Source organism: Burkholderia plantarii, from assembly GCF_001411805.1.
GTDB classification, from domain to species: Bacteria; Pseudomonadota; Gammaproteobacteria; order Burkholderiales; family Burkholderiaceae; genus Burkholderia; species Burkholderia plantarii.
The window spans coordinates 303,230-315,588 of record NZ_CP007212.1; the positions used below are offsets into that span (position 1 = coordinate 303,230).

Here is a 12,359-nt window from a genome sequence, read left to right on the forward strand (position 1 = left end):
GAAAGCAATGAAAGCTCTGCTCGATCTATTCAAGCAAGTCCAACAGGAAGAAGTTTTCGACGCGATCAAGATCGGTCTGGCTTCGCCGGACAAGATCCGTTCGTGGTCGTTCGGCGAGGTCAAGAAGCCGGAAACGATCAACTACCGCACCTTCAAGCCGGAGCGGGATGGTCTGTTCTGCGCGAAGATCTTCGGGCCGATCAAGGATTACGAGTGCCTGTGCGGCAAGTACAAGCGCCTCAAGCACCGCGGCGTGATCTGCGAGAAGTGCGGCGTCGAGGTGACGCTCGCCAAGGTGCGTCGCGAGCGCATGGGCCACATCGAGTTGGCCTCGCCCGTCGCGCACATCTGGTTCCTGAAGTCGCTGCCGTCGCGTCTGGGCATGGTGCTCGACATGACGCTGCGCGACATCGAACGCGTGCTGTACTTCGAAGCCTACGTGGTGATCGAACCGGGCATGACGCCGCTGAAGGCGCGGCAGATCATGACCGAGGAGGATTACTACAACAAGGTCGAGGAATACGGTGACGAATTCCGCGCCGAGATGGGCGCGGAAGGCGTGCGCGAGCTGCTGCGCGCGATCAACATCGACGAACAGGTCGAGACGCTGCGCACCGAGCTGAAGAACACCGGCTCGGAAGCGAAGATCAAGAAGTACGCGAAGCGCCTGAAGGTCCTCGAGGCATTCCAGCGCTCCGGCATCAAGCCCGAGTGGATGATCCTCGAAGTGCTGCCGGTGCTGCCGCCGGAACTGCGTCCGCTGGTGCCGCTCGACGGCGGCCGTTTCGCGACCTCGGACCTGAACGACCTGTATCGCCGCGTGATCAACCGGAACAACCGTCTGAAGCGTCTGCTCGAGCTGAAGGCGCCGGAGATCATCGTGCGCAACGAAAAGCGCATGCTGCAGGAAGCGGTCGATTCGCTGCTCGACAACGGTCGTCGCGGCAAGGCGATGACGGGCGCCAACAAGCGTCCGCTGAAGTCGCTCGCCGACATGATCAAGGGCAAGGGCGGCCGGTTCCGTCAGAACCTGCTGGGCAAGCGCGTCGACTACTCGGGCCGTTCGGTCATCGTGGTCGGCCCGACGCTGAAGCTGCACCAGTGCGGCCTGCCGAAGCTGATGGCGCTCGAGCTGTTCAAGCCGTTCATCTTCAACAAGCTGGAAGTGATGGGCGTCGCGACGACCATTAAGGCCGCGAAGAAGGAAGTCGAGAACCAGACGCCTGTGGTGTGGGACATCCTCGAAGAGGTGATCCGCGAGCACCCGGTGATGCTGAACCGTGCGCCGACGCTGCACCGTCTCGGCATCCAGGCGTTCGAGCCGGTCCTGATCGAAGGCAAGGCGATCCAGCTGCATCCGCTCGTCTGCGCGGCGTTCAACGCCGACTTCGACGGTGACCAGATGGCCGTCCACGTGCCGCTGTCGCTCGAAGCGCAGATGGAAGCGCGCACGCTGATGCTGGCGTCGAACAACGTGCTGTTCCCGGCCAACGGCGATCCGTCGATCGTGCCGTCCCAGGATATCGTGCTGGGCTTGTACTACGCCACGCGCGAAGCCGTCAACGGCAAGGGCGAGGGCATGTCGTTCACCGGCGTGTCGGAAGTCCTGCGCGCCTACGAGAACAAGGAAGTCGAGTTGGCCTCGCGCGTCAACGTGCGGATCACCGAAATGGTCCACAACGAGGACAAGTCGGAAGGCGCGCCGCAGTTCGTGCCGAAGATCTCGCTGTACGCGACCACCGTCGGCCGCGCGATCCTGTCGGAAATCCTGCCGGCCGGCCTGCCGTTCTCGGTGCTGAACAAGCCGCTGAAGAAGAAGGAAATCTCGCGCCTGATCAACACCGCGTTCCGCAAGTGCGGCCTGCGCGCGACCGTCGTGTTCGCCGACCAGCTGATGCAGTCGGGCTTCCGGCTCGCGACGCGCGCCGGCATCTCGATCTGCGTCGACGACATGCTGGTGCCGCCGCAGAAGGAAGTGATCGTCGGCGACGCCGCGAAGAAGGTGAAGGAGTACGACCGCCAGTACATGTCGGGTCTCGTCACCGCGCAGGAACGCTACAACAACGTGGTCGACATCTGGTCGGCGACCTCGGAAGCGGTCGGCAAGGCGATGATGGAGCAGCTGTCGACGGAGCCGGTGACGGACCGCGACGGCAATGCGACGCGCCAGGAATCGTTCAACTCGATCTACATGATGGCCGACTCGGGCGCGCGCGGTTCCGCGGTCCAGATCCGTCAGCTGGCCGGGATGCGCGGCCTGATGGCGAAGCCGGACGGCTCAATCATCGAGACGCCGATCACGGCGAACTTCCGCGAAGGCCTGAACGTGTTGCAGTACTTCATCTCGACCCACGGCGCACGTAAGGGTCTGGCTGATACGGCACTGAAGACGGCGAACTCCGGTTATCTGACGCGTCGTCTGGTCGACGTCACGCAGGATCTGGTGGTGGTCGAGGACGATTGCGGCACCTCGAACGGCGTGGCGATGAAGGCGCTGGTCGAAGGTGGTGAAGTGGTCGAAGCGCTGCGCGACCGGATTCTCGGCCGCGTCGCGGTGGCCGACGTCGTCAACCCGGAAACGCAGGAAACGCTGTACGAATCGGGCACGCTGCTCGACGAGACGGCGGTCGAGGAAATCGAACGCCTCGGCATCGACGAAGTGCGCGTGCGCACGGCGCTCACCTGCGAAACGCGCTACGGCCTCTGCGCGGCCTGCTACGGCCGCGACCTGGGCCGCGGCTCGCTCGTGAACGTCGGCGAAGCGGTCGGCGTGATCGCGGCGCAGTCGATCGGCGAGCCGGGCACGCAGCTGACGATGCGGACCTTCCACATCGGCGGCGCGGCATCGCGTGCGGCGGTTGCTTCGTCGGTCGAGGCGAAGAGCAACGGCGTGGTGCGCTTCACGGCGACCATGCGCTACGTGACGAACGCGAAGGGCGAGCAGATCGTCATCTCGCGCTCGGGCGAGGCGATGATCACCGACGACATCGGCCGCGAGCGCGAACGTCACAAGATCCCGTACGGCGCGACGCTGCTGCAGCTCGACGGCGACACCATCAAGGCCGGCACTCAGCTGGCCACGTGGGATCCGCTGACGCGCCCGATCATCACCGAGTACGGTGGTACGGTGAAGTTCGAGAACGTCGAGGAAGGCGTGACGGTCGCCAAGCAGATCGACGACGTGACGGGCCTTTCGACGCTCGTCGTGATCGACGTGAAGCGCCGCGGTTCGCAGGCTTCGAAGAGCGTGCGTCCGCAGGTGAAGCTGCTCGACGCGAGCGGCGAGGAAGTGAAGATCCCGAACACCGAGCACTCGGTGCAGATCGGCTTCCAGGTCGGCGCGCTGATCACCGTGAAGGACGGCCAGCAGGTGCAGGTCGGTGAAGTGCTGGCACGGATTCCGACCGAAGCGCAGAAGACGCGTGACATTACCGGCGGTCTGCCGCGGGTGGCCGAACTGTTCGAAGCGCGTTCGCCGAAGGACGCCGGCATTCTGGCGGAAGTCACCGGCACGACCTCGTTCGGCAAGGACACGAAGGGCAAGCAGCGTCTCGTCATCACGGATCTCGAGGGCAACCAGCACGAGTTCCTGATCGCGAAGGAAAAGCAGGTGCTGGTCCACGACGCCCAGGTCGTCAACAAGGGCGAAATGATCGTGGACGGTCCGGCCGATCCGCACGACATCCTGCGTCTGCAGGGTATCGAGGCGCTGTCGCGCTACATCGTCGACGAAGTGCAGGACGTGTACCGACTGCAAGGCGTGAAGATCAACGACAAGCACATCGAGGTGATCGTTCGCCAGATGCTGCGTCGGGTTCAGATCACCGACAACGGCGACACGCGCTTCATTCCGGGCGAGCAGGTCGAGCGTTCGGACATGCTTGACGAAAACGATCGCATGATCGCGGAAGACAAGCGTCCGGCGACCTACGAGAACATCCTGCTGGGTATCACGAAGGCATCGCTGTCGACGGATTCGTTCATCTCGGCGGCATCGTTCCAGGAAACGACGCGCGTGCTGACGGAAGCGGCGATCATGGGCAAGCGCGACGACCTGCGCGGCCTGAAGGAAAACGTGATCGTCGGCCGTCTGATCCCGGCCGGTACCGGTCTGGCGTTCCACAAGGCGCGCCGGAACAAGGAGGTCTCGGATCGCGAGCGTTTCGACCAGATCGCACAGGAAGAAGCGTTCGAGTTCGGCATTCCGGAAACCCCGGCGGCCGCCGATCCGACCGACGCGGTCGAATCGCAACAGCACCCGAGCGCGGAATAAGCGGGAGCGGCGCCAGCCGCTTCGGCCTCCGTGCTTCAAGAACCGCCCGGTTTCGACCGGGCGGTTTTTTTTCGTCCGTCGCCGGCGCGGTCTCGCTGCTTGCGCCGGCGGCGGGAGCGCGCGATCGCGATGAAATTTCGTCGTGCGATCGCGGCGGCCGTCGATCTCGAAAATGATGAATGTTGTGGGGTTTTCGCGCGAGGCTCCGTTGTTTCGAGATGGGGCGAATGCTAAGGTCAGCGGCTGATTTCATCGATTTTCAGGCCGGCGCGTTCGTGCCGGTCTTCCGCCGGAGCGGTTCCTTCCTCGCGATCGTGCCTGGGCCGGACGGTAACGACGAGAGGGCATCCCATGCGCAACGTGGTCGCGGTCAACCGCTGGATCGGCATCACCGGTCTCGTTCTCTGTCTGTCGCTGGCGGTGCTCGCGCTGCCGGGCTGGTGGTATCTGCGCCATCACTGGGTCCCAGGCGACGCGATCGTCTACACGCGCGTGCTGCGCCCCGGCCTGATGATCTACGTGGTCCGCCGCGAGGGCGGCGCCTCGGCGCCGCCGCGCTACGACTACTACCTGTCCGGGCGCTTCATCGACCGCTCCACGCTGGGCGGCCTGATGGACCGCCGCGCGCCGTTCCTGAGCGCGGACAACGATCTGGCCGACGTCGTCGTCGACGGCGATGACACGCTCTGCGTGTCGGTGGTCGGCCATGTGTCGGGCTTCCAGAATCACGTCGTGATCGACGTCGACGGCGTCCGGCACGCCATCGCGATCGGCCTGGCCGCGCGGCCCGCGGACGGCCCGGAGGGTCCCGGCGATTCACCGGCGGTGCGCCTCGCGAGCGCGATACACGCGGCCTCGCGCGCCGCGCCGACCGGGCCGGATGGCCAACCTGCGAACGATCGTGAGGGCGGGGCGCCGTCTGTCTGTAGAATGCTGCCTTGATTTTCCATCCGGTCTCCTTGCCTCATGTCGCGCGCGCTCGAAATCCTGAACGAAGTTTTCGGTTATCCGGCCTTTCGCGGCCAGCAGGGCGAGATCGTCGAACACGTCGCGGCGGGTGGCGACTGTCTCGTGCTGATGCCCACCGGCGGCGGCAAGTCGCTCTGTTACCAGATCCCGGCGCTGGTGCGGCACGAGGCGGGGCAGGGCGCCGGCATCGTCGTGTCGCCGCTGATCGCGCTGATGCAGGACCAGGTCGCCGCGCTGACCGAGGTCGGCGTGCGCGCCGCGTACCTGAACTCGACGCTGTCCGGCGCCGAGGCGGCCGCCACCGAGCGCGCGCTGCGTGAAGGCGAGCTCGACCTGCTCTACGTGGCGCCCGAACGGCTCATGACGCCGCGTTTCCTCGACCTGCTCGAGCGCACGCGCATCGGGCTGTTCGCGATCGACGAGGCGCACTGCGTGTCGCAATGGGGGCATGATTTCCGCCCCGAATACATCCAGCTGTCGGTTCTGCACGAGCGCTTTCCGTATGTGCCGCGCGTCGCGCTGACGGCCACCGCCGACGCGATCACGCGCGACGAGATCATCCATCGCCTGGCGCTCGACGATGCGCGCGTGTTCGTGTCGAGCTTCGACCGGCCGAACATCCGCTACCGGATCGTCGAGAAGGACAACGCGCGCTCGCAGCTGCTCGATTTCATCCGCGCCGAGCACACCAACGCCGACGGCACGACCGACGCTGGCGTCGTCTACTGCCTGTCGCGCCGCAAGGTCGAGGAAACGGCCGAGTGGCTCAAGACCCAGGGGGTGCGCGCGCTGCCCTATCACGCCGGGATGGAGTTCGAGATCCGCCAGCGCCATCAGGAAATGTTCCAGCGCGAGGAAGGGATCGTGATGTGCGCGACGATCGCGTTCGGGATGGGGATCGACAAGCCCGACGTGCGCTTCGTGGCCCACCTCGACCTGCCCAAGAGCGTCGAGGGCTACTACCAGGAAACCGGCCGCGCGGGCCGCGACGGCCTGCCGGCCAACGCATGGATGGCCTACGGCCTCGGCGACGTGGTGCAGCAGCGCAAGATGATCGACGAGTCCGATGCCGACGACGCGCACAAGCGCGTGCAGACCGGCAAGCTCGACGCGCTGCTCGGCCTGTGCGAAACCGCCTCCTGCCGCCGCGTGCGCCTGCTCGGTTATTTCGGCGAGACCAGCCAGCCGTGCGGCAACTGCGACACCTGCCTCGAGCCGCCCGACACCTGGGACGCCACGCGCGAGGCGCAGATGGCGCTGTCGTGCGTATTCCGCGCGCAGCGCGCGAGCGGCTTCAACTTCGGCGCGAGCCACCTGATCGAGATCCTGCGCGGCGCGAAGACCGAGAAGGTCCAGCAACGCGGTCACGACACGCTGAGCACGTTCGGCATCGGCGCCGAGCTGTCCGAGCCCGAATGGCGCGCGATCTTCCGGCAGCTCGTGGCGTTCGGCTACCTGGCCGTCGATCACGGCGGCTTCGGCGCGCTGGTGCTGACCGCGGCGAGCAAGCCGGTGCTGAAGGGCGAGGAAACGGTCACGCTGCGCCGCTACGTGAAGCCGAAGAGTTCGCGGCAATCGTCCACGCGCAGCGGCGCGCGCGCCGATCCGACGGCCGGCATGTCGGCCCGCGAGCGTGCCTGCTGGGAGAGGCTGCGCGCCTGGCGCGCCGAGACGGCCAAGAGCGACGGCGTGCCCGCCTACGTGATCTTCCACGACGCCACGCTGGCCGAGATCGCGCGCAACGCGCCCGGATCGATCGACGACCTGCGCCACATCCCCGGCATTGGCGCGCGCAAGCTCGACCGCTTCGGCGACGAGATCCTCGAGGTCGTCGAAGCGCCCTGAGCCACGCCGGCGGCGCGTGCCGGGGCGGCGGCACCGCGCTCGCCGCCGCAGCCGTCACCGATTCGTCACTTATTCTTGCGCGAGTCGATCACGCAAGCTGTTGACTCGCTTGAGATTTTTGGATTATGATGCCGGGTTCCGATTCTCGGTAGGTAAACTCGCGAGCCGATGTCAAGCACCGGCTGCGGGCGAGTCTCACGGTTTCGGATCGTCACAGGCATGCCGGCGTCGCTTTGCCCGACGTCTGTGTGCCGGTTTTTGTCATCTTCAGGAATACACAATGCCAACCATCAACCAACTGGTTCGCAAAGGCCGTGAGTCGGAAACGACCAAGAGCAAGAGCCCGGCCCTGCAGAACTGCCCCCAGCGTCGCGGCGTGTGCACTCGCGTGTACACGACGACGCCGAAGAAGCCGAACTCGGCACTCCGTAAGGTCGCCAAGGTTCGTCTGACGAACGGCTTCGAAGTGATTTCGTACATCGGCGGTGAAGGCCACAACCTGCAGGAACACTCGGTTGTGCTTATCCGCGGCGGCCGTGTGAAGGATTTGCCGGGTGTGCGTTACCACATGGTTCGCGGCTCGCTCGATACGCAGGGCGTCAAGGACCGTAAGCAGGCGCGCTCGAAGTACGGCGCGAAGCGTGCGAAGGCTGCGAAGTAAGCAGTCCCGAAAAAGTGATCGCCTGATGGCGATTAATGCGGTGGTGCCGGATAGCCGGTGCTGTCGAGTAAGTGGTCACCCGGCCAAGCTGGTTAGTCGAAACGAGATGAAATCGGGTTTGTTGGTGGCCGCGGAGCTGAAGCCCAGCTCCAACTGAAAAGGTAAAGGAAGAAACATGCCGCGTCGTCGCGAAGTCCCCAAGCGGGAAGTGTTGCCGGATCCGAAGTTCGGTAACGTTGATGTTGCAAAATTCATGAACATGCTGATGCTGTCCGGCAAGAAGTCGGTCGCGGAACGCATCGTTTATGGCGCTTTCGAACAGATCCAGACCAAGGGTGGCAAGGACCCGCTGGAAGTGTTCACGGTCGCGCTGAACAACGTGAAGCCGGTGGTCGAAGTGAAGAGCCGTCGCGTTGGTGGTGCGAACTATCAGGTTCCGGTCGAAGTGCGCCCGTCGCGTCGTATGGCATTGGCGATGCGCTGGCTGCGTGAGGCCGCGAAGAAGCGTAGCGAAAAGTCGATGGCCCTGCGCCTCGCAGGTGAACTTTCCGAAGCGGCCGAAGGCCGCGGCGGCGCGATGAAGAAGCGCGACGAAGTTCACCGGATGGCGGAAGCCAACCGCGCGTTCTCGCATTTCCGCTTCTAAGCGCGAGCGAGACTCAAGCGGTAAAAATCCGGGCGGGTGCGCTTGTTTCGAGCGCCTCGCCCGTTTGTGTTGAGGCGTGACGCGACCTTGCGTCGCGTTAACCCATAGAGGATCAAAGTGGCTCGCAAGACTCCTATCGAGCGCTACCGCAATATCGGTATTAGCGCCCACATCGACGCCGGCAAGACGACGACGACCGAGCGCATTCTGTTTTATACCGGCGTGAACCACAAGATCGGTGAGGTTCACGACGGCGCCGCCACGATGGACTGGATGGAGCAGGAACAGGAGCGTGGCATCACGATCACGTCCGCTGCTACGACCGCGTTCTGGAAGGGCATGGGCGGCAACTACCCCGAGCACCGCATCAACATCATCGACACCCCGGGCCACGTCGACTTCACGATCGAAGTGGAGCGTTCGATGCGCGTGCTCGACGGCGCGTGCATGGTGTACTGCGCGGTGGGTGGCGTTCAGCCGCAGTCGGAAACCGTCTGGCGTCAGGCGAACAAGTACAAGGTGCCGCGTCTCGCGTTCGTCAACAAGATGGACCGTACCGGCGCGAACTTCTTCAAGGTCTACGACCAGCTGCGTCTGCGCCTGAAGGCGAATCCGGTGCCGGTGGTGGTGCCGATCGGCTCGGAAGAAAACTTCAAGGGCGTGGTCGACCTGCTGAAGATGAAGGCGATCATTTGGGACGAAGCGTCCCAGGGCACGAAGTTCGACTACGTCGACATTCCGGCCGAACTCGCGGACACCTGCCAGGAATGGCGTGAAAAGATGGTCGAAGCGGCGGCGGAAGCCAACGAAGACCTGATGAACAAGTACCTGGAAGAAGGCGATCTGCCGGAAGCCGACATCGTCAAGGCGCTGCGCGACCGCACGATCGCGTGCGAAATCCAGCCGATGCTGTGCGGTACCGCGTTCAAGAACAAGGGCGTGCAGCGCATGCTCGACGCCGTGATCGACTTCCTGCCGTCGCCGGTCGACATTCCGCCGGTCACGGGCGAGCTCGACAACGGCGAGAAGGTGGAGCGCCGCGCGTCGGACGAAGAGAAGTTCTCGTCGCTCGCATTCAAGATCATGACCGACCCGTTCGTCGGCCAGCTGATCTTCTTCCGCGTGTATTCGGGCGTCGTCAACTCGGGCGATACGCTGCTGAACTCGACCAAGGGCAAGAAGGAGCGCCTGGGCCGGATTCTGCAGATGCATGCGAACCAGCGCGAAGAAATCAAGGAAGTGCGCGCCGGCGACATCGCCGCCGCGGTCGGCCTGAAGGATGCGACCACGGGCGATACGCTGTGCGACCCGGCTAGCCCGATCATCCTGGAACGCATGGTGTTCCCGGAGCCGGTGATCTCGCAGGCCGTCGAGCCGAAGACGAAGCCCGACCAGGAAAAGATGGGTCTGGCGCTGAACCGTCTCGCGCAGGAAGATCCGTCGTTCCGCGTCCAGACGGACGAGGAATCGGGCCAGACCATCATTTCGGGCATGGGCGAGCTCCACCTCGAAATTCTGGTCGACCGGATGAAGCGTGAATTCGGCGTCGAGGCAACCGTCGGCAAGCCGCAGGTTGCATACCGCGAGACGATCCGTTCGACGGCGAAGGATGTCGACGGCAAGTTCGTCAAGCAGTCGGGTGGTCGCGGTCAATACGGTCACGCAACCATCACGCTCGAGCCGAACGAGCAGGGCAAGGGCTACGAGTTCTTCGATGAGATCAAGGGTGGCGTGATTCCGCGCGAATACATCCCGGCCGTCGACAAGGGCATCCAGGACACGCTGAAGAGCGGTGTGCTGGCGGGCTTCCCGGTCGTCGACGTGAAGGTCCACCTGACGTTCGGTTCGTACCACGACGTGGACTCGAACGAAAACGCGTTCCGCATGGCGGGCTCGATGGCGTTCAAGGAAGCGATGCGCCGCGCCAGCCCGGTCGTGCTCGAACCGATGATGGCAGTGGAAGTCGAAACGCCGGAAGACTACATGGGCAACGTGATGGGCGACCTGTCGGGCCGTCGCGGTATCGTCCAGGGCATGGAAGACATGGTCGGCGGCGGCAAGATCGTCCGCGCCGAAGTGCCGCTGTCGGAAATGTTCGGCTACTCGACGTCGCTGCGCTCGCTGACCCAGGGTCGCGCCACGTACACGATGGAGTTCAAGCACTACGCCGAAGCTCCGCGTAACGTCGCCGAAGCGATCATCAGCGCGAAGTCGAAGTAAGTCGTCTCCCCCAAACGTTCATCATTTTTGAAAGAAGAGAATCATGGCAAAAGAGAAGTTCGAACGGACCAAGCCGCACGTCAACGTCGGCACGATCGGTCACGTTGACCACGGCAAGACGACGCTGACGGCGGCGATCGCAACGGTTCTGTCGTCGAAGTTCGGCGGCGAAGCGAAGAAGTACGACGAAATCGACGCGGCGCCGGAAGAAAAGGCACGCGGCATCACGATCAACACTGCGCACATCGAGTACGAAACGGCGAACCGCCACTACGCACACGTCGATTGCCCGGGCCACGCCGACTACGTGAAGAACATGATCACGGGTGCCGCGCAGATGGACGGCGCGATCCTGGTCTGCTCGGCAGCCGACGGCCCGATGCCGCAAACGCGTGAGCACATTCTGCTGGCGCGTCAGGTTGGCGTTCCGTACATCATCGTGTTCCTGAACAAGTGCGACATGGTGGACGACGCTGAACTGCTCGAGCTGGTCGAGATGGAAGTTCGCGAGCTGCTGTCGAAGTACGACTTCCCGGGCGACGACACCCCGATCATCAAGGGTTCGGCGAAGCTGGCGCTGGAAGGCGACAAGGGCGAGCTGGGCGAGACGGCGATCATGAACCTGGCCGACGCGCTGGACTCGTACATCCCGACGCCGGAGCGCGCGGTGGACGGTACGTTCCTGATGCCGGTGGAAGACGTGTTCTCGATCTCGGGTCGCGGCACGGTGGTGACGGGTCGTGTCGAGCGCGGCATCGTGAAGGTTGGCGAGGAAATCGAAATCGTCGGTATCAAGCCGACGGTGAAGACGACCTGCACGGGCGTGGAAATGTTCCGCAAGCTGCTGGATCAAGGCCAGGCTGGCGACAACGTTGGTATCCTGCTGCGCGGCACGAAGCGTGAAGAAGTGGAGCGTGGTCAGGTTCTGGCGAAGCCGGGCTCGATCAAGCCGCACACGCACTTCACGGCTGAGGTGTACGTGCTGAGCAAGGATGAAGGTGGCCGCCACACGCCGTTCTTCAACAACTACCGTCCGCAGTTCTACTTCCGTACGACGGACGTGACGGGTTCGATCGAGCTGCCGAAGGACAAGGAAATGGTCATGCCGGGCGACAACGTGTCGATCACGGTGAAGCTGATCGCTCCGATCGCGATGGAAGAAGGTCTGCGCTTCGCGATCCGCGAAGGCGGCCGCACCGTCGGCGCCGGCGTCGTCGCCAAGATCCTCGACTAATCTCGAGCATCATCGAGCTGTAGCTGGTGTATCATTAGCGGTTAAGCGCCCGGGATCGGGTGCCCGTGCTCAACGGGCGCCCGATCCCATGTTCTTTTATTGATCCGGCGATGCAACATCGCCTCGCTCTTTTCAAGGAATCGTCATGCAAAAGCAAAAAATCCGCATTCGCCTGAAGGCATTCGACTATCGCCTGATCGACCAGTCGGCCGCCGAGATCGTCGACACGGCGAAGCGGACGGGCGCGATCGTCCGTGGCCCGGTGCCGCTGCCGACGCGCATTCAGCGTTTCGACATCCTGCGCTCGCCGCACGTCAACAAGACCTCGCGCGACCAGCTCGAAATCCGTACGCACCAGCGCCTGATGGACATCGTCGATCCGACCGACAAGACGGTCGACGCGCTGATGAAGCTCGATCTGCCGGCTGGCGTCGACGTCGAAATCAAGCTGCAGTAAGGCTTTCCGCGGGGTCGGTCGATACCGGCCACGCTAAGTCATTGATTGCTTGCG

8 protein-coding genes are annotated in these 12,359 nt (G+C 63.9%); all 8 read left to right on the forward strand.

Annotated elements, in window-relative coordinates; translation table 11 throughout:
* The first annotated feature begins 7 nt into the window (after nt 1-7).
* The 8 genes from rpoC to rpsJ all read left to right on the forward strand — a co-directional run bounded on the left by rpoC (nt 8) and on the right by rpsJ (nt 12,305).
* Nucleotides 8-4,273, forward strand: coding sequence for a DNA-directed RNA polymerase subunit beta' (gene rpoC / locus bpln_RS01265; RefSeq protein WP_055137916.1), 4,266 nt, complete (start codon nt 8-10; stop codon nt 4,271-4,273).
* Between the two features lie 351 nt (nt 4,274-4,624).
* Nucleotides 4,625-5,215, forward strand: a complete 591-nt coding sequence (locus bpln_RS01270; RefSeq protein WP_055137917.1) for a hypothetical protein — start codon at nt 4,625-4,627, stop codon at nt 5,213-5,215.
* Between the two features lie 24 nt (nt 5,216-5,239).
* Nucleotides 5,240-7,087: a DNA helicase RecQ gene (gene recQ, locus bpln_RS01275; RefSeq protein WP_042623624.1), complete on the forward strand. Its 1,848-nt coding sequence runs from the start codon at nt 5,240-5,242 to the stop codon at nt 7,085-7,087.
* 280 nt (nt 7,088-7,367) lie between these two features.
* Nucleotides 7,368-7,748, forward strand: coding sequence for a 30S ribosomal protein S12 (rpsL, locus tag bpln_RS01280; RefSeq protein ID WP_012734353.1), 381 nt, complete (start codon nt 7,368-7,370; stop codon nt 7,746-7,748).
* Between the two features lie 175 nt (nt 7,749-7,923).
* Entirely contained in the window at nt 7,924-8,394 is a 471-nt protein-coding gene (gene rpsG, locus bpln_RS01285) for a 30S ribosomal protein S7 (RefSeq protein WP_006477195.1), read from the forward strand.
* Between the two features lie 117 nt (nt 8,395-8,511).
* A complete protein-coding gene (gene fusA, locus bpln_RS01290) occupies nt 8,512-10,614 on the forward strand; it encodes an elongation factor G (RefSeq protein WP_042623625.1) in 2,103 nt (700 codons plus the stop codon).
* Between the two features lie 43 nt (nt 10,615-10,657).
* Nucleotides 10,658-11,848 (forward strand): elongation factor Tu, encoded by a 1,191-nt coding sequence (gene tuf, locus bpln_RS01295; RefSeq protein WP_012734343.1) that lies wholly within the window; start codon nt 10,658-10,660, stop codon nt 11,846-11,848.
* 145 nt (nt 11,849-11,993) lie between these two features.
* A complete protein-coding gene (gene rpsJ / locus bpln_RS01300) occupies nt 11,994-12,305 on the forward strand; it encodes a 30S ribosomal protein S10 (RefSeq protein ID WP_012734355.1) in 312 nt (103 codons plus the stop codon).
* Nucleotides 12,306-12,359: the final 54 nt, after the last annotated feature.

Bases quoted from the DNA above. Each gene is read 5' to 3' on its own strand.
- rpoC (WP_055137916.1), top strand. From the start codon at position 8: ATGAAAGCTCTGCTCGATCTATTCAAGCAAGTCCAACAGGAAGAAGTT.
- bpln_RS01270 (WP_055137917.1), top strand. From the start codon at position 4,625: ATGCGCAACGTGGTCGCGGTCAACCGCTGGATCGGCATCACCGGTCTC.
- recQ (WP_042623624.1), top strand. From the start codon at position 5,240: ATGTCGCGCGCGCTCGAAATCCTGAACGAAGTTTTCGGTTATCCGGCC.
- rpsL (WP_012734353.1), top strand. From the start codon at position 7,368: ATGCCAACCATCAACCAACTGGTTCGCAAAGGCCGTGAGTCGGAAACG.
- rpsG (WP_006477195.1), top strand. From the start codon at position 7,924: ATGCCGCGTCGTCGCGAAGTCCCCAAGCGGGAAGTGTTGCCGGATCCG.
- tuf (WP_012734343.1), top strand. From the start codon at position 10,658: ATGGCAAAAGAGAAGTTCGAACGGACCAAGCCGCACGTCAACGTCGGC.
- rpsJ (WP_012734355.1), top strand. From the start codon at position 11,994: ATGCAAAAGCAAAAAATCCGCATTCGCCTGAAGGCATTCGACTATCGC.